Genomic DNA, 20,424 nt, shown 5'->3' on the forward strand with positions numbered 1-20,424 from the left:
GGCTGAGGCCCTTGGGGCATTTGCTCGCCCCAATGAAAAATGCCCCGCTCTCGCGGGGCATCTCGATCAAGTCGTCGGCAGACTATTTACACAGCCTGCCCGGCGCCGCTTTGTGTTTTGGGCCGCTACACCGAGCGCGTGATGCCGCCGTCCACGCGCAGGTTCTGACCGGTGATGTAGCCCGCGCCTTCCGAGGCGAGAAAGCCGATGACCGCCGCGATCTCCGCGCTCTTGCCGTAGCGGCCCATCGGAATGCGCGAGCGGAACTCGGCCTTCTCCGGCAGGCTGTCGATGAAGCCGGGCAGCACGTTGTTCATGCGCACGTTCTTCGCGGCGTAGGTGTCGGCGAAGAGTTTGGTGAAGGCCGCGAGGCCGGCGCGGAACACGCCCGAGGTGGGGAACACGGGGTCGGGCTCGAAGGCCGCGAAGGTGGAAATGTTGATGATGGCCCCACCACCCTGCTGCACCATCAGCGGCGCGACCAGCCGTGCGGGGCGCACCGCGCTCAGCAGGTACACGTCCATGCCGCGATGCCAGTCTTCATCGGTGATTTCGAGGATGGGCGCGCGCGGCCCGTGGCCTGCGCTGTTGACCAGCACGTCGACACGGCCCCACTGCGCCACGACCTTGTCGACCAGCCGCTTCAGGTCGTCGTTCGACTGATTCGAGCCCGTCACGCCGATGCCGCCGAGCTCGGCGGCCAGTGCCTCGCCCTTGCCCGACGACGAGAGGATAGCCACGCGAAAGCCATCGTCGGCGAGCTTGCACGCTGCTGCGGCACCCATGCCGCTGCCACCTGCAGTGACGATGGCTACTTTTTTCTGGTCTTCAGAGGACATTCGGGATTCCTTGGTTCGTGCGAGAGCCCGCATTTAGCCAAGGAATCGACTCCCCTGCCAGACTGGGATTTGCGTCCGAGTTCGGGGTGCGTGCGAATGACACCGGGTATTCCCCTCCGCGAATGTCCTCCGGCCTGCGGCCTCCCCCTTTATTTCGCTGCGGGGAGCACCCGGTGCCATTCGCACATGAGCGCACTGCTTGTGCCGGCGGTTCGACCGCAACGTCCATCGATCACGCCGATGGGGTGCCTTGCGCAGCGAAATAAAGGAGGAGGCCGCAGGCCGGGGGACATTCGCGGAGCAAGGTACCCCGTCGGCGTGAGCGGTAGGCACCGTCGCCCGCATCGAAGCCCGCTGGTTGAACCCCTTGAACCACTTCGCACTGTTCGGCGCCTCGGCTCTCCAGTCCACCGAAGGAAAGCGGAAGTCCATGTACCCCAGCGCGCAGCCGAAAGCGATGGTGCCGATGTCGACGCGGTCGCCGAAGGACGGCGCTGCGGATTCCAGCCACTCGAGGCCGGTGCGCACCTTGGCGAGCTGTCCGTCGGTCCAGTCGGCCCAGCGCAGTTCCTCGGGACGCAGCACGGTCTCGTAGCGCGCCAGCAGCGCGGCGCCGGTCATCCCGTCGGCGAGTGCGAGTTCGGTGAGGCGGGCCCAGCGTTCCTCGCCGTCGGCTGGAAAGAGCTTGCCCGACTGCGTGGCGTTGAGGTACTCGCAGATCACGCGGCTGTCGAAGAGCACCTGGCCGTCGTCGGTGATGAGGGTGGGCACCTGGCCGAGCGGGTTCTTCGGGATGATGGTGGCGTCGCGCTTCACCGGGCCGGCCGCGCTGGGCAGCTTCTCGATGCGGTCGGCGATGCCGAGCTCGTGCGCCACGACCATGCATTTGCGCACGAAGGGGGAAGCGGGCGAGAAGAAGATCTGCATGGCGGGCGATGCTCCGGTGTGGCGTTGTTACTTGCGGCGGATGCGCAGCATGCCTTCCTGCGCGGCCGAGGCCACCAGCCGGCCGTCGCGCGCATAGAGGCTGCCGCGGCACAGGCCGCGCGCGCCGCCCGCGCTGGGCGAGTCGAGCACGTACAGCAGCCAGTCGTCCATGCGGAAATCGCGGTGGAACCACATCGCGTGGTCGAGGCTGGCGGGGCGCACCTGGCCGCTCATGAAGCTCAGGCCGTGCGGCAGCATCGCGGCGCGCAGCAGGCCGTGGTCGGAGGCATAGGCCAGGAGCGCGCGGTGCACCATCGGGTCGTCGGGCAGCGGCGCGATGGCGCGCATCCAGATGGCGCTTTGCGCCGAGGCCGGGCGCACCTGCGGGGCGATCAGGTCCTCGGGGTCGACGCGGCGGTACTCGATGCCGTGCGGCTGCACCGCCTTGACGCGCCAGGGCTCGGGCAGGCGATCGCCGAGGGCGATGCGCTGGTCGAGCTCGCTGACGAGGCCGTCGGGGCCGGCCACCTCGGGCATGTCGAACTGGTGCTCGACGCCGTCGTCCACGGTCTGGAACGAGGCCGACATCTCGAAGATGATGCGCTCCTGCTGGCGCGCCACCACGTGGCGGGTGGTGAAGCTGCGGCCGTCGCGCACGCGGTCGACGCTGTACTCGATGGGCGCGTGCTCGCCGGGCAGCAGGAAGTAGGCGTGCATCGAATGCACGGGGCGCTCGGCGCCCACGGTGAGGCTGGCGGCCATCAGCGATTGGCCCAGCACCTGGCCGCCGAAGACGGCGGGCGTGCCGATGTCTTCGCTCTGCGCCAGGAAGCGGTCGCCGCCCAGTGGCTCGAGCTGCATGAGCGCGACGAGTTCGTTGACGAGGCGGGAGGCGGTGGCGGGATCGGTGGTCATCGGAGGCATTCAGGGCAAGCGTAAAAGCAACCCTCGACCATAGCAAAGGCCGCGCCCGAAAGCTGTCGCGGGCCGGTCAGCCGGCGCTCCCGATGGGCCTATTTGTAGAAGCAGACACCCATGAAGCGGGCGCTGCAACCGGAATCCGTGCCGCCCTGAACCACGCGCACCGGCACACCGCCCAGCAGCATCGAGCCGTCGTCGGCATACACCAGCGGCGAAGGCGCGGCCTTGGCGAAGGTGCCGCTGAGCGTTTCCTGCTCGACGTACTTGAGGTACTGGCGCCGCGAAAAGTCGACCTTGTCGGCCGACTTCAACGGCGCGGCCTCGTAGCGCTTGCCGTACACCGTGCCGAAGTAGCGCAGTGCCGGCCCGGTGCGGTCGCCGTACTTCACGTCGGCTTTCGCGAAGCCGGTCTGGACGAGGTAGGTGCGGTCCTCGGGCGTCAGGTCGGCGTCGAAGGCCATCAGCACGTACTGGCCCTCGAAGCTCTGGTTGCGCGCCACCTTGAGTTCGCCGATCAGCGCGGGCGTGACCTTGGTGCGGCCGTCCCAGCGCAGCAGCGCCGCCACGGACGGATCACCGTCGAACACGTAGTGGTAGTTCTCGCCGGCAATGGCGACCTTGCGGCCGTCCTTGGCCGCCATGAAGCTCACGACCCGGTCCTTGCCGTGGACCGGGTCGCCTTCGGGCGTGCTGGCACAGCCGATCTGCAGCAGGCCGAGGGCGGCGCAGGACAGCGCCAGGAAGATGCGACGTGCGCAGGTCGGCAACGAAGGGAGGTGCACTTTTCGTCCAGGGTTCGAGTTCATCAAGCCCCGGACTCTAGCCTCTGGCGGTCGAGATCGGCGCCGTCCGCGGCCAGCTTCTTCTGCAGCGCGGCTACGTCCACGCCGGCGAACGCGGTGCTGCCCAGCGACGCCGCCGCCGTGCCCGCGGCCTGCCCCATGACGAAGCAGCCGCCGCTCGCACGCGCGGCCGACTGGCCTTCGTGCGTCATCGATGCGCAGCGGCCGGCCACCAGCAGGTTGTTGATCGCCTGCGGCACCAGCATGCGCCAGGGCAGGTGGTTGTAGGCATTGGCTTCGTCGCGCGGGAAGGCCCACTCGATGCGGCCATCGGCGTGCATTTCCATCGGCCAGGCGTTCAGGCCGATGTTGTCGTCGAACTTCGCCGAACCCAGGATGTCCTCGCGCCCGAGCGCATACAGCCCCTGGATGCGCCGCGTCTCGCGGATGCCGACCTGCGGCGCGATCTCCACGATGGCCGACTGCGCGAAGCCCGGCACCTCGGCCTTCAAGAACTTGAAGTACTCGGCGATCTGGCGGCGGCCTTCGAGCTCGCCCTCGGTGAGCTCGCGCGCGTCGACGCCGTTCATCGCGTGGCCCTGGGCATTGCGGATCTGCGTGACGTTGGCGCGCCATTCGCGCGGGTCCTTGTTGGGCCGCAGGATCGCGCCTTCGCGCGGGAACTTGTAGACGCCGGGCTTCTGCTGCTCGGCACGCGCCATGTAGTCGTTGATGGCCGAGAACTCGCCCACAGCCGCCAGCGCGGCCGGCGCGTCGACCTGGCCGATGCGGAACATGGTGGTCGGAAACAGCCCGCTGCCGTGGCCGTCGCCCACCTCGAAGGGCACGCCGGCAAAGGCCGCCACGTCGGCGTCGCCGCTGGCGTCGATGAAGGCATTGGCGCGAATCGCCTGGCGGCCCGACTTGGTCTCGACCACCAGCGCGGCGATGCGGCTGCCGTCGCGAACGACGGATGCGGCCAGCGCGTGGAACAGCAGCTTCACGCCGGCGGCGCCGAGCAGCTGGTCGGCGGCCAGCTTGTAGGCCGAGGTGTCGTACGAACGCACGCAGATGCGCCCGCCCATGCCGTTCTGCGGCGCATTCATGCCGTTGAACCCGGCGATGCGGTCGATCAGCTCGTCGACCACGCCGCGCACCAGCTGCGTCATCTCGCCGTTGCGCTTGCCGTACAGGCCAGCGAAGTTGGTGACGCCGCCGGCCGTGCCCATGCCGCCGAGAAAACCGTAGCGCTCCACCAGCAGCGTGCTCGCACCGTGGCGCGCGGCGCTCACGGCGGCCGCGATGCCGGCGGGGCCGCCACCGACCACCACCACGTCGTATTCGCCGAAGACCGACAGCGCGCGCGCCGGTTCGTTCAATGTCTGCGCTGTCATCACTGCAACTTGATGCCGCGGGCCGAGATGATCTTGGTCATGATCGCGGCCTCTTCGTTGACGCGCGTGCGCATGCCGTCCGGCGAAGTGCCCACGGCCTGCCAGCCCTGCTCGAAGAGCTTGCGGCGCACGTCGGGGTTCTTCATGACCACTTCGAGTTCGCGGCTGATGCGGGCCTGCGCGGCCTTCGACAGGTTGGCCGGGCCGAGCAGCGCCACCCACACCTCGAGGTTGAAGTCCTTCACGCCGGCCTCGGCCAGCGGCGGGATCTCGGGCACCAGCGCGCTGCGCCCGCCCGTGAGGCCGATGGCCTTGAGCTTGCCGGCGCGGATCTGCGGCATGGCCACGCCCGGCGGGATCAGGCCCATCTGCACCTGGTCGCCCAGCATCGCCGTGACGACCTGCGGATTGCCCTGGTAGGGCACGTGCTCGGGCTTGAAGCCGCTCACGCGCGTCTTGAGCAGTTCCATGCCCAGGTGGCCGACCGAGCCGATGCCCACCGAGCCGTAGTTCCACTTGTCGCCGGCCTTGCGGCCCGCGTCGAAGAAGGCGGTGCCCGAGGGCAGGTTGTTCTGCGCCACCAGCACCAGCGGCGCCGTGGCAATCAGCGAGAGGTACGTGAAGTCCTTGGCCGGGTCGTAGGGCAGCTTGGGGTACAGCATCTTCGACGACGTGAGATTGCCGTTGATGACGAGGCCCAGCGTGTGGTCGTCGGTGGCCTTGGCCACCTGGTCGGCCGCGATGTTGCCCGAGGCGCCGGCCTTGTTGTCGACCACGATCGGCTGGCCCAGCGCCTTGCTCAGCGGCTCGGCGATGGTGCGCGCCGCGATGTCGGGCGTGGAGCCACCGGGAAAGCCCACGAGCAGGCGGATCGGCTTGGTCGGCCAGGCGGCGTTGTCGGCATTGGCGCTCAGGGGCAGCGCGGCGGCGGCGGCCAGACCGCAGGCAATCAAAAGGGCTCTCTTGGTGGCGTGCATGAAGGAAAAGTGTGAAAAAGTCGTCAAAAAACCAAAGAGGGCCAGCTTAACTGCCGGGCAAGACACCGGGCAAGACCGAAGCCCGGCGCGCCCTCTCTATTCGAGGCTGATGTTGCCCCTGCGCACCAGCTCGCCATACACCTTCGACTTGGCCTCGGCATTGCGCTCGATTTCCTCGGGCGACCAGGCCAGCGGCTCGAAGGCGAAGGTGTCGAAGCGCGCGCGGATCTCGGGGTCGGCGATGACCTTGGCCACGTCGGCATTGATCTTCGCCTTGACGGCCGCCGGCACGCCCTTGGGCGCGAGCAGCGACACGAACGAGTTGACCTCCAGCGAGGCCGGGCCGCCGGCCTCGGCCATGGTGGGCACGTCGGGCATCTGCGGAATGCGCCTGGGCGCCGCGATGGCCAGGTAACGCAGCTTGCCGGCCTTGTAGATGCCCTGGCTCGACGGAATGCTCGCGAAGCTCCACGGCACCTCGCCGGCGCCCACGTTGGAAAACAGCTGCGACACCTCGCGGTAGGGAGCGTGGCGCATGTGGATGCCGGTGAGCGCCTCGAGCTGCTGCGCGCCCAGGTGGCCGGGACTGCCGACGCCCCACGAGCCGTAGACGATGCCATCGGGGTTGGCCTTGGCCGCGCCGATCAGGTCGCTCATGTTCTTCCACTTCGAATCGGTGGCCACGGCCACGAAGAAGGGCGTGCGAAACAGCGAGGCCACCGGGTCGAAGTGCTGCAGCGTCACGAAGTTGCGCGACTTGTACAGGTGCGGCAACGCGGCGATGTGCTCGCTGTCGAGCTGCAGCAGCGTGTAGCCGTCGGGCGCGGCGCGCCGGGCCTGGTCGATGGCGATGAAGCCGCCGCCGCCGGGCTTGTTGTCGATCAGCACGCGCTGGCCCCACAGGCGCGAGAGCTTGTCGGAGACGAGGCGCAGCACCGCGTCGGGGCCGCTGCCGGCCGCGAAGGGCGTGACCAGGGTCACGGGCTTGTTGGGAAAGTCGCCGGCCTGCGCCAACGCCCCTGTAGCGACTGTCAGGGCAAGCCCCGCGGTCAGCAGTGCGCGCGAAAAGTTCATGGTGTCTTGTCTCCTGGGCCTGTGGCCTCGATGGTTATGGATGATGGAAGAAGCTGACTTCAATGCGGCGAAAGCACGGCGACCGCCCCGGGCCGCAGCGCCTCGGGCGCGTCGTCCAGGCAATGCTCGGGCCGCCAGGCGTAGAGCCACTCGACCGCATCGTAGAAGCGCTCGGGCGAGCGCCCTGTCCACAGGCTGTTGCGCACCAGGCGCTCCACGCCCCTGGCGTGATAGAGGCGCCCCATCTCGCGCACCGACAGCACCACGCGCGCCGTGCGGGCGATGCGCGCCGCTTCGTACAGCTTGAACGCGGCGGGCATGTCGAAGCCGCAGGCCTGCACGGCGGCGCCGAGCGTCACGGCATCCTCGAGCGCCATGCAGGCGCCCTGCGCGAGGTACTGCATCATCGGATGCGCCGCATCGCCCAGCAGCGTGGCCGGGCCTTCGCTCCATCGCTCGACCGGGTCGCGGTCGGCGGTGCTCCAGCGGCGCCACGAGGTCGGGCGGTCGAGCAGCTGGCGCGGGCGCGCATGCACGCCCTCGAAGTACGAAAGCACTTCTTTCTTGCTGCCGTCGGTCACGCCCCACTCTTCCTGCTCGCGGCTGTGGAAGGTGACGACGAGGTTGTATTGCTCGCCATGGCGCAGCGGGTAGTGCACCAGGTGGCAGTCGGGGCCGGCCCAGACCACGGGCGCGTTCCAGCGCAGGTCGGCGGGCATGTCGGCCGCGGGCACCACGGCGCGATAGACCACGTGCCCCGACACGCGCGGCGCGTCGCCGATGAGCTTGCTGCGCACCACCGATTTCACGCCATCGCAGCCGACGATCGCATCGGCCTGGAAGCGGCGGCCGTCGCGCGTGACAGCGGTCACGCCGTGCGCACCGGTGTCGATGGCCTCGACCTGCGCCGATGTGTGGAAGCGGATCAACGGGTGCTTCTTCACGGCTTCATGGATCGCGCCGTGCAGGTCGGCGCGATGGCTCACCGCGTACGGGTTCCTGAAACGTGCGCGAAAGGCTTCGCCGACCGGCACCGAGGCCACTTCGCTGCAATCGACCGCGTCCATCATCACGAGCCGATCGGTGAAGACCGAACCGCGGCGCACCGCCTCGCCCACGCCCAGCGCATCGAGCGCGGCGAAGGCATTGGGGCCGAGCTGCAGGCCGGCGCCGATCTCGCCGATGGCAGCGCTCTGCTCCAGCAGGTCGATGGAAACGCCCAGGCGCGCCAGTGCCAGTGCGGCAGCCATGCCGCCGATGCCCCCGCCGACCAGCAGCACCGAGGGAGGATTCTTCGAGGGAGTCATGGCAGGCCTGCGCGGTGGAGGGAATCAGTCGATGTGCACGGTCAGCGAGGGCAGGCGCTCGATGCTCACCTTGATCGTCTGGCCCGGCTTCACCGCGCCCACGCCTTCGGGCGTGCCCGTGAAGATCAGGTCGCCGGGCTGCAGCGTGAAGAGCGTCGACAGGTTGGCGATGACTTCGTTCACCGACCAGATCAGGTGCGTGATGTCGCTGTGCTGGCGCACCTCGCCGTCAACTTCGAGCACGATGGCGCCGGCGTTGATCTCGCCCACGTCGGCCAGCGTGCGCAGCGGCGCGATGGGCGCGGAGAAGTCGAAGGCCTTGCCGATTTCCCACGGGCGGCCCTGCTCGCGCATCTTCATCTGCAGGTCGCGACGGGTCATGTCCAGGCCCACGGCGTAGCTGTGGATGTGGCTCGCGGCCTGCTCGACCGGGATGTTGCTGCCGCCCTTGCCGATGGCGACCACCAGCTCGGCTTCGTAGTGGTAGTTGCTGGTGAGCGGCGGATAGGGAATCGAGGCGCCCTTGCCGTCCGCCACGGGCACGACGGAGGCGTCGTCGTTCGGCTTGCAGAAGAAGAACGGCGGTTCGCGGTCGGGGTCGAAGCCCATCTCGCGCGCATGGGCCGCATAGTTGCGGCCGACGCAGTAGACGCGGCGCAAGGGGAACTGCTGGTCGGAGCCCACGATGGGCAGGCCGACGATGGAAGGAGGCGTGAAGACGAAAGACATGAAAGCTCCTGCCGCATGGGGCGGCGCTGGGTCGAACAAACAAGAAGAAAAGCCGGGCGCCCGGATTCAGGCGTCTTCGAGGAAGGCTTCGCGCAGGATGCCCATGGCCTGCTGCACGGGGCGGTCGGAAAAGCTGAACAGCACCGTGTCTTCGTCGGGCGAAGACAGGCGCAGCGGCGCCCACGAGGGCACCACGAAGGTGTCGCGCGGACCGAACGCGAAGCGCTGGCCGCCGATCTCGGCCGTGCCATGGCCTTCGACCACGCTGTACACCGCGCCGTCGGTCGCACGGTGCGCCCTGCCTGCGAAGCCCTTGGGCAGCAGCTGCAGGTTGGTCGAGATGGTCGGCATCGGCGAGCCGCCCGTCAGCGGGTTGATGTAGCGCAGCTTGTGGCCCAGCCACGCGTCGGGCGCTTCCTGCTTCTGCAGCTGGGCCAGCGCCTCGCGGCTGCGCGCATAGGGGTAGTTGAAGATTGGCGAGGTGACCGAGGTGTGGTCGTGCCGCACTGGCACCATGTTGTGACCGAAGCGCGCGAGGCTGTGGCCCTCTGGGCGCGCCACGTGCTGCACCTTGGCGTCGTCGTTCTCGGCGAAGCCGGCGTCGAAGAAGCGCAGCATCGGGATGTCGAGGCCGTCGAGCCACACCACCGGCTCCACGCTGCCGCCGATGCCTTCGTTGCCATGGTCGTGCCAGGCCCAGGAGGGCGTGATGATGAAGTCGCCCGGATGCATGGTGGTGCGCTCGCCACCCACCGTGGTGTAGGCGCCCTTGCCGTCGACGATGAAGCGCAGTGCCGACTGCACGTGGCGGTGCGAAGGCGCCACCTCGCCCGGCATGATGAGCTGCAGCCCGGCATAGAGCGACTGGGTGATCGACGAATTGCCGGGCAGCGCCGGGTTCTCGAGCACCAGCACGCGGCGCACGGCCTCCTCGGCGGTGATGAGGTCGGCCGACTCCATCAGCAGCGGGCGGATCTCGTCGTAGCGCCACAGCGCCGGCACGCAGGGCGTCTGCGGCTCGCGCGGCACCAGCGCGTGCAGCGATTCCCACAGCGGCGTGAGGTGCAGCGGGCGGATGCGGGCGTAGTAGTCGCGGCGCTCGGCCGCGTTGGAGGGAGCGGGTTTCATGGGGCGGGGGTCTCCGTTGGCGGCATTGTTGGCCCGCACCACTATTTCCTCAAGACCTACAGCCAATACACGGAATTCGAAATTTCGATAATGGTGCCTTTCGCCGTAAGCAAGAGGCCCGCATGTCCAAGCTCGATCTCGAATGGCTCGCCGTGTTCGACGAGGTCTACAAGACCGGCAACGTCTCGAAGGCCGCCGAGCGGCTGGGCATGGCACAGGCGGCGGCCAGCACCGCGCTGAACAAGCTGCGCGCGCACTTCGACGACCGCCTGTTCACCCGCACCGCGCAGGGCATGCAGCCCACGCCGCACGCCGAGCGCATCTACCCGAACCTGCGCGAGGCGCTGGCCCAGCTCGCGCAGGCCCAGGGCAACCGCAGCAGCTTCGAGCCCGCGCAGGCGCAGCGGCGCTTTCGCATCTGCATGACCGACATCAGCGAGGTGGTGCTGCTGCCCGGCCTGCTCGACCACCTGCGCCACGCGGCGCCGGGCGTGCACATCGAGACCGAGATCATCTCCACCCTCAGCGGCCGGCGCCTGCAGGACGGCGAGGTGGACCTCGCCGTGGGCTTCATGCCGCAGCTGGATGCGGGCTTCTACCAGCAGACGCTGTTCATGCAGAACTTCGTCTGCCTGGCGGCGCAGAACCATCCGCGCATCGGCGAGAAGCTCACGCGCAAGCGCTTCGAGGCGGAGGCGCATGCGGTGGTGTCCACCTCGGGCACCGGGCACGCCATCGTCGACACGACCCTCGCGCGGCTGGGCCTGAGGCGCAACGTGGTGGTGCGGCTGTCGAGCTTCCTGAGCGTGGCGCGCATCGTGGCGCACACCGAACTGATCGTGGTGGTGCCGCGCATCCTCGGCAACGTGCTGGCCACGCAGGAGCCGGTGAAACTGCTGGAGCCGCCTTTCGTGCTGCCGGATTACGCGGTGAAGCAGCACTGGCACGAGCGCTTCCACGCCGACCCGGGCAATGCCTGGCTGAGGCGCACGCTGGCCCAGTTGTTCAGCGGCAGCTGACCGAGCGTGCATGCCCTGGCGACGGGCGGCGTCCGCAGGCGTGGCCCCGCTCGCATAATCGCGGCACCTCCCACAGCCATATCCACAAAAGGCGGCCCCATGTCTTCGATCACCCTGCGCTTTCTCGCCGAACCCAGCACCGTCAACTTCGGCGGCAAGGTCCACGGCGGCACGGTCATGAAGTGGATCGACGAGGCCGGCTACGCCTGCGCAACCAGCTGGTCCAAGCGCTACTGCGTCACCGCCTTCATCGGCAGCATCCGCTTCCACCGCCCGATCATGATCGGCGACCTCGTCGAGGTGGAGGCCCGCCTGGCCTACACGGGCAACACCAGCATGAACATCTCGGTCGAGGTGCGCAGCGGCGACATGAAGGGCGGCGCGATGGAAAAGACCACCGAATGCCTGATCGTGTTCGTCTCGGTCGACTCGCACGGCCGGCCACTGCCGGTGGAAAGCTTCGTGCCCGGCACCCCCGGCGAAATGGCGCTGGCCGAGCGCGCCAAGACGCACCTCGATGCGAGCCGCGCAGCCGGCGCGACGCCGTAGACCCTCCCGGCTTCGCATGTAGACGTGAAGCTCTAATGGGGAGCACGTCGAGCGGCTAGAGTCAGGCGATCGTTTGCAAAAGGAACATTCGCATGGCTACCCAGGACGACGACAGCAACGGCAAGGCCGCCGACCGCATCAAGGATTCCGCCCAGCAGATCTGGCTCGCAGGGCTCGGCGCCTTCGCCAAGATGCAGCAGGAAGGCAGCAAGGCCTTCGAGGCGCTGGTGAAGGACGGCGCCGGCATGCAGAAGAAGACCCAGCAGGCCGCCGAGGAAACCCTGGCCCAGGCCCAGCAGCGCATGGCCGGCTTCGCCAGCGAGTTCGGCACCAAGGCCGCAGGCCAGTGGGGCAAGCTGGAGAACATCTTCGAAGACCGCGTGGCGCGCGCCCTCGAAAAACTGGGCGCACCCACCGCGGCCGACATGGCCGCGCTGCAGGCGCGCGTCGAGGCGCTCGAAGCCCAGCTGAAGAAGCAGGCGGGTGCGGCCCCCCGCAAGCCCACGGCACGCAAGACGGCCGCCCCCGCCGCCAAGAAAACCACCTTGCGCCGCAGCAAGGCTGGCTGACACCGCGCCGGCCCCGAGCGGCCGGCCGGTATTGCGGCACCGCACAAGAACCCGGCGCCGCAAAACATGTCCCGCACCGTTCATGGAGCGATGCACATAGGCTAGAGTGTCCCCAAGAACACGAGCAAACGGGGGCACCGACATGGCAAAGAAGGCGCCACGCCGCACGGCGCAACGCATCCTCGAAGCCGCACTGGATCTGTTCAACCGCTTCGGGGAGCCGAACGTCTCGACGACGCTGGTGGCGGGCGAACTCAACATCAGTCCGGGCAACCTGTACTACCACTACCCGGCCAAGGAAGAGCTGATCAACAAGCTCTACGAAGCCTACGAAACCGAGCTCAACGAGCTGCTGCATGCGAGCGAGGGCGTGCACGACGTGGAGGACGCGTGGTTCTTCATGCACAGCCTGTTCGAGCTGATCTGGCGCTACCGCTTTCTCTACCGCGACCTGAACGACCTGCTCAGCAAGAACCGGCACCTGGAGACCCAGTTCCAGCTGGTGCTGAAGAACAAGGTCCGCGCCATCCGCCAGCTCATCGCCGGCCTGAGCCGCGCCGGCCATCTCGAGATCGACGTGCACGAGGTCGACACGCTCGCGCAGAGCATGGTCGTCGTGCTGACCTACTGGCTCAGCTTCGAGTACGTGCGCAATCCGCGTGAGGCGCTGGAACCCGCGCATGCGCAGGGCGCGCTGATGCGTGGCGGCCATCACACCCTGCACCTGCTCGCACCCTACCTCGAGCACGAGCAGCGGCGGCATTTGCTGACACTGAGCAACGCCTACAACGGTGAAGATGCCGCCAGCAGCGGCAGTCTGGGCGCCGGCGCCGCGGCATCCCCTGTCGATATGGCGGCCTAGACGACCATGCCTCACCCCGATTTCAAACCGCTCTCACTGATGTCCGCCAGCCCGGTTGCCGCAGCCAGCCCGGGCCCCTGGACGCCCCTGCCCTGGGCCGACCTGCCCCGCTTCGACGTGCGCAGCGTGCTGGCCCACTGGCCGCGCCTGCATGCCGGCCACGAGCTGCCGCTGCCGACCGAAGGCTCGCCGCTCGCCGAGGGCTGGGCGCTGTACCACAACGGCGAATTCGAACGCGCCGCCGCCATCGGCCTGCAATTGGGCAGTGAGGGAATGGCGCTGGCCAACCAGGCGACCGCGATCTACGCCAACTACCTGGAGCCGCGCGAGGCCGTGCGGCTCGCGATGCTGCGCCAGGTCATCGAACGCGCCAGCGCGCAGGCCGCCACCGAACCCGAGAACTGCCAGGCGCTCTACTGGCAGGCCTATGCGCTGGGCCGCTACAGCCAGGGCATCAGCGTGGCGCGCGCACTGGCCCAGGGCCTGGGCAGCAAGCTCAAGGGCGCGCTGGAACGCGTGATCGAACTGCAGCCGCGGCACGCGGACGCCCACCTCGCGCTGGCCTCGTTCCATGCCGAGGTGATCGACAAGGTCGGCGCGCTGGTCGGACGCATGACCTATGGCGTGCGCTCGGAAACCTCGATCGCGCTGTTCGAGCGGGGCCTGGAACTGCACCCGCATTCGGCCGCCGGAATGATGGAATACGCCCGCGCGCAACTGATGCTGCACGGCGAGTCGCGCATGGGCGAGGCGACGCGGCTCTATGAAAAGGCGGCGGCGCTGAAGCCGGCCGATGCGCGCGAGCGGCTGGATGTGGAGCTGGCCCGGGCGGGACTGAAAGACTGAACCTGGTACCCAGCGGTACCACTCAATTTAAGATGCGCGGTTTCCGCTTTTCAATTCGAGCCCCATGTCCGACCTCAATGCCCAATTCGAAGCCGCCCAGGCCAACTCCAAGCTGCTCGCCGAGCGCCCCGACAACCCGACGCTGCTGAAGATCTATGGCCTTTTCAAGCAAGCCACCGAGGGCGACAACACCGCCAAGAAGCCCAGCTTCAGCGACGTCGTCGCGCGCGCCAAGTGGGATGCGTGGACAGCCCAGAAGGGTGCGAGTGCGGATGAGGCCAAGCAGAAATACATCGACCTGATCGAATCGCTGCGAGCAGGCTAGGCTCTCCCCCAGGCTGCGCGCACTTCGTGTCGCTGCGCCAACCCCCTTCCGGGGGCGACACCTGCGGCCCGGCAAAGCCGGTTCCACGGTGTCTCACGAAGCAGAGCCGACGATCCCCCGCGCGTGCAGCGCGGCGATCTGCTCGGCGCTCAGGCCGATCTCCTTCAGCACCGCATCGGTGTCCGCGCCCAGCGCCGGCGCGTTGTGCCGGTGGCTCGCCGGCGTGAGCGACAGCTTGGGCACGAAGCCCGGCACCGCGAGCTCGCTGCCGTCGGGCATGCGCACCTGCTGCAGCATGCCGCGCGCCGCATAGTGCGGGTCGGCCGCGATGTCGGCGATGGTGTAGATGCGGCCCGCCGGCACATGCGCCGCGTCGAGCGCGGCCAGCACCTCGTCCACGGTGCGCTGCGCGGCCCAGTCGCCGATGGCGGCGTCCAGCATCTCGACCTGCGCCACCCGGCCCGTGTTGCCGGCCAACGCCGGATCGGCCGCCAAGTCGGGCCGGCCGATGCACCCCATCAGGCGGCGGAAGATGCTGTCGCCGTTGCCCGCGACGATGGCGTAGCCGCCGTCGGCACAGCGGTACGCGTTGGTCGGCGCAATGCCGGGCAAGGCGCTGCCGGCCGCCTCGCGCACCGCGCCGAACGCGCCGTACTCGGGCAGCAGGCTTTCCATGCAGTTGAAGACCGCCTCGTAGAGCGCCACGTCGATCACCTGTCCGCGGCCCTTCGGATAGTCGGCGCTCACCGTGGCATGCCGGTGCTGCATGGCCAGCAGCACGCCGACCACGCCGTGCAGCGAGGCCAGCGTGTCGCCGATCGACACGCCCACGCGCACCGGCACGCGGCCCGGCTCGCCCGTGAGATGGCGCAGCCCGCCCATGGCCTCGGCCACCACGCCGAAGCCGGGGCGGTCGCGGTAAGGCCCGGTCTGGCCGTAGCCGCTGATGCGCAGCATGACGAGCGCGGGGTTGGCGGCCAGCAGCTCGTCGGGCCCGAGGCCCCAGCCTTCCATCGCGCCGGGACGGAAGTTCTCGATCAGCACGTCGGCCTCGGCCGCGAGCTGCCGCACGATGGCCTGCGCCTCGGGCTCGCGCAGGTCGAGCGCCAGCGAGCGCTTGTTGCGCGACTGCACCTGCCACCAGACGGAGGTGCCGTCCTTCAGCAGCCGCCAGGTGCGCAGCGGATCGCCTGCACCGGGCGGCTCGATCTTGATGACCTCGGCACCGAAGTCGCCCAGCGTGCGCGCCGCGAAAGGTCCGGCGATCAGCTGCCCGAGCTCGATGACCTTGAGGCCGGCCAGCGGGCCAGCGGCCGGAGGAGAAGAGGTTGTGGTCGTCGTCATGGCGCCAGAGTGTGCCGTGCCACCGCCGTCCGAGTCCCGGAGACGGTCAGGCGAGGCGGCTGCGGCCCCGGGGAGACTGGAGCATCGCGTCGAGGCTGCGCGTGATCTTCTGCTCGATCATTTCGCTGAAGCTGCTGAACAGGAAGCCCAGCGTCGCGTCGAGCGTGAAGGTGCTCTCCGTGACTTCGACCGTGCCGTCGATGCCCGCGCGGGTGAAGGTCGCCACGTCGCGGCCGTCGCCCTGGGTGTAGACGCATTCGAGGCCGAACTCCTGCTCGACCTGCGCGATCCATTTGTGCGCGACGGCGCGCGCCCCTGTAATGCCCAGCGTGTGGTTGCGTTCGATATGGATGTCAGGCACCGTGGTCTCCGTTTTTGTGTTCCGGGCTGGAATGGGTCTGCAGGATGCCGGTCGCCGACTGAAGCGCGGCGCGGCGTTCCGCGTCGGTCGGCTGCGCGGCGATGCGCCGGACCGCAGTGTAGAAGCGCGGCCAGTCGCGGCCCTCGCGCTCGAAGAGTTTCTCGAAGCCGGGCACGAGGTCGTCGTAGGCGGCTTGCGCACCGAAAGCCGCGTTGTTGGCGCGCGCCACCCAGGCGTCGTAGGCGTTCTGGCGCGGACCGGTCCAGCCCGCCTTCAGCTTCGCATAGCGTTCGTGGAAATCGGCCATGGCGGCCTGCTTCATGGCGTCGACCCTGGCCCGGTCCCCGGCTTTGGCTTCGGGCGATTCGTAGATGCGGTTCAGCGCACGGCGCGTGTCGAGCGCCAGCGCGCGGAATTCCTGGCGCTGCGCGTCGAACTGCGCGTACTCGCGGCGCGCCGGCTCGCCGGCCTCGCGCTGCAGCCACAGCGCCCCGCCGATGCGCTCGACCGCCGTGGCGTACGACTCGTTGAACACCGTGTCGCCGGACACGTAGAGCACCTGATGCGCCAGCTCGTGGAACACGATGCGCGCAAGCTCGCCTTCGGGGTAGCCGATGAAGGTGGACAGCAGCGGATCGCCGCCGGCCCAGTTCATCCAGCCCAGCGTGGAGTACGCGGGCACCGGGTACACAGCCGTTTCCAGGTCCTGCTTCTTCTGCGCCTCGGCTTCGGCATTGGCCGCGTCCTCGCTGTAGTAGCCGCGGTAACCCACGCAGCCCGCGACCGGGAAGCACCAGCTCTTGAGCGTGAGCGAGTACGGCGGCGCCGCCACCACGTTCCACACGGCGGCGCGGCGGTGCAGGTCGGCGTACGACTTGTAGCTGGCGTTGTCGGGCAGGCCGAGTTCGCTGGAAGCGAAGCGGCGGATGCGCTGGGCGAGTTCGAGCTTGGCCTTCAACGGCGCGGACACGGCCGGATCGGCCAGCCATTCGGGCACAGGTCTGGCGGCCCGCATGATGCCGATGTGGCCGCTGGCGGACTGCCAGTAGTAGCCGAGGTCGGCACAGCCGGCCAGGAACAGCGAGCCGGCCAGCGCGAGCGCGCGCAGGGGCCTCACGCCTTCTCGACCTCCACGAGGCAGTCGTAGAAGGTAGGCCCCCGGCCGATGTCGGTCAGGCGCTGGCTCGTCAGTTCGTTGACGTTGGTGCCGTCCACGCCGAACTTGCGCCACCAGATGCCCATGCCATGCACCACGCCCTGCCTCGCGCGGCGCGAGACTTCTGCGCGGCAGCGGTGTTCGCCGCGCTTGTTGAACACACGCACCATCGCGCCGTTCTCGATGCCGCGCGCCGCGGCGTCGGCTTCGTGGATCTCGAGCAGCGGTTCGACCTCGATGGCGCGCAGGCTCGTCACGTTGACGAAGGTCGAATTGAGGAAGTTGCGCGCCGGCGGCGAGATCATGGCCAGCGGGAATTCGGTCGAGCTGCCGGCCGGCTCCCAGTTGGGCACGTGATCGGGCAGGCCGTCGATGCCCATGGCCTCGAGTCGCGCGCTGAAGAATTCGCAGCGGCCCGAGGGCGTGGGGAATTTGCCATCGGCAAACGGCGCCTCGGGCAGCTTCACCGTGGTGAAGCCCTGCGACAGAAGTTGCGGAAAGTCGATCGCGTCCTCGGCGAAGGCGGTGCGGCACAGCGTCTCGTCGTCGTCGGAGAAGCAGGGCTCGTCGAAACCCATGCGGCGCGCCAGCTCGCGGAACACCCAGGCGTTGCTGCGGGCCTCGCTGCGCGGCGCCACGGCCGGCCGGTTCAGCAGCACGTCGGTGTGGCCGTAGCTGCAGTGAATGTCCCAGTGCTCCAGCTGCGTGGTGGCGGGCAGCAGGTAGTCGGCATAGTCGGCAGTGTCGGTGCGGAACTGCTCCAGCACCACGGTGAACAGGTCTTCGCGCGCGAAGCCCGCCGCCACCTTGGCCGACTCCGGCGCCACCGCCACCGGGTTGCTGTTGTAGACCACGATGGCCTTCACCGGGTTGGCGGTGTCCAGCAGCGCGTCGCCGATGGTGCTCATGTTGATGGTGCGCGGCTTGCGGCCGGCCAGCAGGTCGGGGCGCTGCAGCGCGGCGCGATCGACCGGGTAGTGGCCCGAGCTGCTCAGCAGCAGGCCGCCCGCGCGGTCGCGCCAGGCACCCACCAGCGCCGGCAGGCACGCGACGGCGCGCGCCGCGTTGCCGCCGCCGCGCACGCGCTGCATGCCGTAGTTCAGGCGGATGGCGGCCGGCTTGGTGGTGCCGTAGGCCCTGGCCAGCGACACGATCTGTTCTTCGGGAATGCCGCAGACCTGGGCCGCGCGCGACGGCGGCCATTGCAGCGCGCGCTCGCGCAGCTGCTCCCAGCCCAGCGTGTGATTGGCGATGTAGTCGTGGTCGAGCCAGTCGTGCACGATCAGCTCGTGCATCAGGGCCAGCGCCAGCGCGGCGTCGGTGCCGGGCAGCAGCGCGATGTGCTCGTCGCACTTGTCGGCGGTTTCGGTGCGGCGCGGGTCGATGCACACCAGCCGCGCGCCGGCGCGCTTGGCGGCCTGGGCGTGGCGCCAGAAATGCAGGTTGCTGGCAATGGAGTTGCTGCCCCAGATCAGGATCAGCTTCGCCTCGGCGAAGAACTCGATGCGCATGCCGACCTTGGCGCCCAGGGTGTGGACCATGGCCTCGCCGCCGGCCATCGAGCAGATGGTGCGGTCCAGCAGGGTGGCGCCCAGTTTGTGGAAGAAGCGCCGGTCCATCGACTCGCCCTGCACCAGTCCCATGGTGCCCGCATAGCTATAGGGGACAATAGCTTCGGGTTTTCCCTGTAATACTTGAAGATGCGCGGCGATGTCGTCCAGTGCGGCGTCCCAGCTCACCGGCTCGAACTGGCCGCTTCCCTTGGGGCCGATGCGCTTCAGGGGCTGCACCAGCCGTTCCGCATGGTCGTTGCGCTCGATGTAGCGCGACACCTTGGTGCACAGCACCCCGCCCGTGTGCGAATGGGCAGGGTTGCCCTGCAGCTTCACGGCCACGCCGTCCCTGACGGTGGTGACGAGTGCGCATGTGTCCGGGCAATCGTGAGGGCAGGCGCCCAGCACGGCGGTCGATGCGGGTTGGGAAGGTGCTTCTTCGAGCAAGGTATCCGATGCGTGGGCCATCGGGCGAGTCTAATTTGTGCGCCAATCAGAGCGCAGGAACGGGTTTTGATCATGTTGAATCGACGTCATTTTTCTTTGGCCGCAGGCGCGGCTGCCACCCTGGGTGGCTTCGGCATTGCGCGTGCGCAGGGCGACACGCCGCTGGTGCTGGGCCAGTCGGCTCCGTTCACCGGACCGGCGGCGCAGCTGGGCATCCAGTTCAACCAGGGCGCCAAGCTGTTCCTGGACGCCTACAACGCCCAGCCGGGGCACCGCAACGTGGTGATCAAGAACCTCGACGACGGCTACGAGCCCGAGCGCTGCGCCGCCAACACGCAGAAGCTGATCGATGAGGACGTGTTCGCCCTCTTCGGCTACGTCGGCACGCCGACCAGCCTGGCCGCGCTGCCGCTGGCGGTGAAGGACAAGGTGCCGTTCATCGCACCATTCACCGGCGCGATGTCGCTGCGCGAGCCCTTCCAGAAGAACGTGTTCCACCTGCGCGCCTCGTACAACGACGAGACGGCGCTGATGGTGAAGCAGCTCACCCACCTGGGCCTGAAGAAGATCGCGGTCTTCTACCAGAACGACGCCTACGGCAAGGCCGGGCTCGACGGCGTGACGCTGGCACTCGCACCGCAGCAGCTGAAGCCGGTGGCACTGGCCACGGTGGAGCGCAACTCGGCCGACGTGGCGCAGGCGGTGAAGACCATCCTGGCGGCCCAGCCCGATGCGGTGGTGCAGGTCGGCGCGTACAAGGCCTGCGCGGCCTTCATCCGCGAGGCGCGCAAGGCGGGCTACGGCGGTACCTTCTTCAACATGTCTTTCGTCGGCACGCAGGCGCTGGCGGACGAACTGGGCAAGCAGGCGGCCGGCGTGGTGGTGACGCAGGTGGTGCCCTCGCCCTACAACCCGGCCAATGCGCTGGCGCGCGAGTTCACCGACGCGGTGCGCAAGGCCGGGGGCGGCGCGAGCGCCAATTTTTCGAGCATGGAGGGCTACCTGGCCGCGAAGGTGTTGACCGAAGGCCTGCGCAAGGCGCCGGGCAAGCCCACGCGCGAGAGCCTGATCGCGGGGCTGGAAAGCATCGACCGCCAGCAGTTCGGCGGGTTCGAGGTGTCGTTCTCGGCCAAGAACCACGTGGGCTCGAAGTTCGTCGAGCTGTCGATGCTGACGGGGGACGGGCGGGTCAGGACTTAGGTCTTTGCCTCGGGGCTGCGTTCGTGCGCTCGGGGGGCGTGCCCAGGCCACCGGGTACTCCCCTCCGCGAATGTCCCCCGGCCTGCGGCCTCCTCCTTTATTTCGCTGCGGGGAG

At 68.6% G+C, this 20,424-nt stretch carries 20 protein-coding genes and 1 pseudogene; 7 read left to right on the forward strand and 14 right to left on the reverse strand.

What is annotated here, in order from left to right:
• Window positions 1-125: 125 nt before the first annotated feature.
• The 10 genes and pseudogenes from ASD05_RS03670 to gtdA all read right to left on the reverse strand — a co-directional run bounded on the left by ASD05_RS03670 (window position 126) and on the right by gtdA (window position 10,078).
• Entirely contained in the window at window positions 126-839 is a 714-nt protein-coding gene (locus tag ASD05_RS03670) for an SDR family oxidoreductase (RefSeq protein ID WP_056587843.1), read from the reverse strand.
• Window positions 840-1,166: 327 nt separating this feature from the next.
• Window positions 1,167-1,766: pseudogene (locus tag ASD05_RS03675) on the reverse strand (glutathione S-transferase); the annotation flags it as partial.
• A gap of 27 nt (window positions 1,767-1,793) precedes the next feature.
• Window positions 1,794-2,681, reverse strand: coding sequence for an acyl-CoA thioesterase (locus ASD05_RS03680; protein WP_056587846.1), 888 nt, complete (start codon window positions 2,679-2,681; stop codon window positions 1,794-1,796).
• 98 nt (window positions 2,682-2,779) lie between these two features.
• Window positions 2,780-3,469, reverse strand: a complete 690-nt coding sequence (locus tag ASD05_RS03685; protein ID WP_235507843.1) for a hypothetical protein — start codon at window positions 3,467-3,469, stop codon at window positions 2,780-2,782.
• 23 nt (window positions 3,470-3,492) lie between these two features.
• Complete coding sequence (locus tag ASD05_RS03690; protein WP_056587851.1) at window positions 3,493-4,863, reverse strand: FAD-dependent oxidoreductase; 1,371 nt, start codon at window positions 4,861-4,863, stop codon at window positions 3,493-3,495.
• A complete protein-coding gene (locus ASD05_RS03695; RefSeq protein WP_056587854.1) occupies window positions 4,863-5,840 on the reverse strand; it encodes a Bug family tripartite tricarboxylate transporter substrate binding protein in 978 nt (325 codons plus the stop codon). The genes ASD05_RS03690 and ASD05_RS03695 overlap by 1 nt, the downstream gene beginning before the upstream one ends.
• A 96-nt stretch (window positions 5,841-5,936) precedes the next feature.
• Window positions 5,937-6,914 (reverse strand): Bug family tripartite tricarboxylate transporter substrate binding protein, encoded by a 978-nt coding sequence (locus tag ASD05_RS03700; RefSeq protein WP_056587858.1) that lies wholly within the window; start codon window positions 6,912-6,914, stop codon window positions 5,937-5,939.
• A 59-nt stretch (window positions 6,915-6,973) separates the two neighbouring features.
• Window positions 6,974-8,221, reverse strand: a complete 1,248-nt coding sequence (locus ASD05_RS03705; RefSeq protein WP_056587861.1) for a 3-hydroxybenzoate 6-monooxygenase — start codon at window positions 8,219-8,221, stop codon at window positions 6,974-6,976.
• A 24-nt stretch (window positions 8,222-8,245) separates the two neighbouring features.
• Window positions 8,246-8,950: a fumarylacetoacetate hydrolase family protein gene (locus ASD05_RS03710; RefSeq protein WP_056587863.1), complete on the reverse strand. Its 705-nt coding sequence runs from the start codon at window positions 8,948-8,950 to the stop codon at window positions 8,246-8,248.
• A gap of 66 nt (window positions 8,951-9,016) precedes the next feature.
• Window positions 9,017-10,078 carry a gentisate 1,2-dioxygenase gene (gene gtdA, locus ASD05_RS03715; RefSeq protein WP_056588395.1) on the reverse strand — a complete coding sequence of 354 codons (1,062 nt, stop codon included), beginning with the start codon at window positions 10,076-10,078 and terminating at the stop codon, window positions 9,017-9,019.
• A gap of 122 nt (window positions 10,079-10,200) precedes the next feature.
• Here gtdA and ASD05_RS03720 point away from each other — a divergent pair, with 122 nt between their 5' ends.
• From ASD05_RS03720 to ASD05_RS03745, 6 genes are all read left to right on the forward strand, one after another.
• Complete coding sequence (locus ASD05_RS03720; RefSeq protein WP_056587866.1) at window positions 10,201-11,097, forward strand: LysR family transcriptional regulator; 897 nt, start codon at window positions 10,201-10,203, stop codon at window positions 11,095-11,097.
• Between the two features lie 99 nt (window positions 11,098-11,196).
• Entirely contained in the window at window positions 11,197-11,646 is a 450-nt protein-coding gene (locus tag ASD05_RS03725) for an acyl-CoA thioesterase (protein WP_007835409.1), read from the forward strand.
• 92 nt (window positions 11,647-11,738) lie between these two features.
• On the forward strand, window positions 11,739-12,215 hold the full coding sequence (locus tag ASD05_RS03730; protein WP_007835410.1) for a phasin family protein: 477 nt from the start codon (window positions 11,739-11,741) through the stop codon (window positions 12,213-12,215).
• A 142-nt stretch (window positions 12,216-12,357) separates the two neighbouring features.
• Entirely contained in the window at window positions 12,358-13,077 is a 720-nt protein-coding gene (locus ASD05_RS03735) for a TetR/AcrR family transcriptional regulator (RefSeq protein WP_056587869.1), read from the forward strand.
• A gap of 6 nt (window positions 13,078-13,083) precedes the next feature.
• Window positions 13,084-13,923 (forward strand): hypothetical protein, encoded by an 840-nt coding sequence (locus ASD05_RS03740; RefSeq protein WP_200955382.1) that lies wholly within the window; start codon window positions 13,084-13,086, stop codon window positions 13,921-13,923.
• A gap of 64 nt (window positions 13,924-13,987) precedes the next feature.
• Window positions 13,988-14,248 (forward strand): acyl-CoA-binding protein, encoded by a 261-nt coding sequence (locus tag ASD05_RS03745; protein WP_056587875.1) that lies wholly within the window; start codon window positions 13,988-13,990, stop codon window positions 14,246-14,248.
• A 93-nt stretch (window positions 14,249-14,341) separates the two neighbouring features.
• Here ASD05_RS03745 and ASD05_RS03750 read toward each other — a convergent pair whose 3' ends face one another.
• Genes ASD05_RS03750 through ASD05_RS03765 form a run of 4 tightly spaced genes read right to left on the reverse strand, consistent with a single transcriptional unit; the run spans window position 14,342 to window position 19,130 of the window.
• Window positions 14,342-15,592, reverse strand: coding sequence for a CaiB/BaiF CoA transferase family protein (locus tag ASD05_RS03750; RefSeq protein WP_056587879.1), 1,251 nt, complete (start codon window positions 15,590-15,592; stop codon window positions 14,342-14,344).
• A gap of 46 nt (window positions 15,593-15,638) precedes the next feature.
• Window positions 15,639-15,953 (reverse strand): polyhydroxyalkanoic acid system family protein, encoded by a 315-nt coding sequence (locus tag ASD05_RS03755; RefSeq protein WP_056587882.1) that lies wholly within the window; start codon window positions 15,951-15,953, stop codon window positions 15,639-15,641.
• Window positions 15,946-17,070 carry an aminopeptidase gene (locus tag ASD05_RS03760; RefSeq protein WP_056587885.1) on the reverse strand — a complete coding sequence of 375 codons (1,125 nt, stop codon included), beginning with the start codon at window positions 17,068-17,070 and terminating at the stop codon, window positions 15,946-15,948. Before ASD05_RS03760 ends, ASD05_RS03755 begins: the two co-directional genes overlap by 8 nt.
• Window positions 17,067-19,130: a molybdopterin-dependent oxidoreductase gene (locus ASD05_RS03765; protein ID WP_056587888.1), complete on the reverse strand. Its 2,064-nt coding sequence runs from the start codon at window positions 19,128-19,130 to the stop codon at window positions 17,067-17,069. The genes ASD05_RS03760 and ASD05_RS03765 overlap by 4 nt, the downstream gene beginning before the upstream one ends.
• Window positions 19,131-19,181: 51 nt before the next feature.
• Between ASD05_RS03765 and ASD05_RS03770 the strand changes: the two genes are divergently transcribed.
• Window positions 19,182-20,309 (forward strand): ABC transporter substrate-binding protein, encoded by a 1,128-nt coding sequence (locus ASD05_RS03770; protein ID WP_056588398.1) that lies wholly within the window; start codon window positions 19,182-19,184, stop codon window positions 20,307-20,309.
• Window positions 20,310-20,424 lie beyond the last annotated feature (115 nt).

It is taken from the genome of Variovorax sp. Root434 (assembly GCF_001426595.1).
GTDB lineage: Bacteria > Pseudomonadota > Gammaproteobacteria > Burkholderiales > Burkholderiaceae_C > Variovorax.

Bases quoted from the DNA above. Each gene is read 5' to 3' on its own strand.
- ASD05_RS03670 (WP_056587843.1), bottom strand. From the start codon at position 839: ATGTCCTCTGAAGACCAGAAAAAAGTAGCCATCGTCACTGCAGGTGGC.
- ASD05_RS03680 (WP_056587846.1), bottom strand. From the start codon at position 2,681: ATGACCACCGATCCCGCCACCGCCTCCCGCCTCGTCAACGAACTCGTC.
- ASD05_RS03690 (WP_056587851.1), bottom strand. From the start codon at position 4,863: ATGACAGCGCAGACATTGAACGAACCGGCGCGCGCGCTGTCGGTCTTC.
- ASD05_RS03695 (WP_056587854.1), bottom strand. From the start codon at position 5,840: ATGCACGCCACCAAGAGAGCCCTTTTGATTGCCTGCGGTCTGGCCGCC.
- ASD05_RS03700 (WP_056587858.1), bottom strand. From the start codon at position 6,914: ATGAACTTTTCGCGCGCACTGCTGACCGCGGGGCTTGCCCTGACAGTC.
- ASD05_RS03705 (WP_056587861.1), bottom strand. From the start codon at position 8,221: ATGACTCCCTCGAAGAATCCTCCCTCGGTGCTGCTGGTCGGCGGGGGC.
- ASD05_RS03710 (WP_056587863.1), bottom strand. From the start codon at position 8,950: ATGTCTTTCGTCTTCACGCCTCCTTCCATCGTCGGCCTGCCCATCGTG.
- gtdA (WP_056588395.1), bottom strand. From the start codon at position 10,078: ATGAAACCCGCTCCCTCCAACGCGGCCGAGCGCCGCGACTACTACGCC.
- ASD05_RS03720 (WP_056587866.1), top strand. From the start codon at position 10,201: ATGTCCAAGCTCGATCTCGAATGGCTCGCCGTGTTCGACGAGGTCTAC.
- ASD05_RS03725 (WP_007835409.1), top strand. From the start codon at position 11,197: ATGTCTTCGATCACCCTGCGCTTTCTCGCCGAACCCAGCACCGTCAAC.
- ASD05_RS03730 (WP_007835410.1), top strand. From the start codon at position 11,739: ATGGCTACCCAGGACGACGACAGCAACGGCAAGGCCGCCGACCGCATC.
- ASD05_RS03735 (WP_056587869.1), top strand. From the start codon at position 12,358: ATGGCAAAGAAGGCGCCACGCCGCACGGCGCAACGCATCCTCGAAGCC.
- ASD05_RS03740 (WP_200955382.1), top strand. From the start codon at position 13,084: ATGCCTCACCCCGATTTCAAACCGCTCTCACTGATGTCCGCCAGCCCG.
- ASD05_RS03745 (WP_056587875.1), top strand. From the start codon at position 13,988: ATGTCCGACCTCAATGCCCAATTCGAAGCCGCCCAGGCCAACTCCAAG.
- ASD05_RS03750 (WP_056587879.1), bottom strand. From the start codon at position 15,592: ATGACGACGACCACAACCTCTTCTCCTCCGGCCGCTGGCCCGCTGGCC.
- ASD05_RS03765 (WP_056587888.1), bottom strand. From the start codon at position 19,130: ATGGCCCACGCATCGGATACCTTGCTCGAAGAAGCACCTTCCCAACCC.
- ASD05_RS03770 (WP_056588398.1), top strand. From the start codon at position 19,182: ATGTTGAATCGACGTCATTTTTCTTTGGCCGCAGGCGCGGCTGCCACC.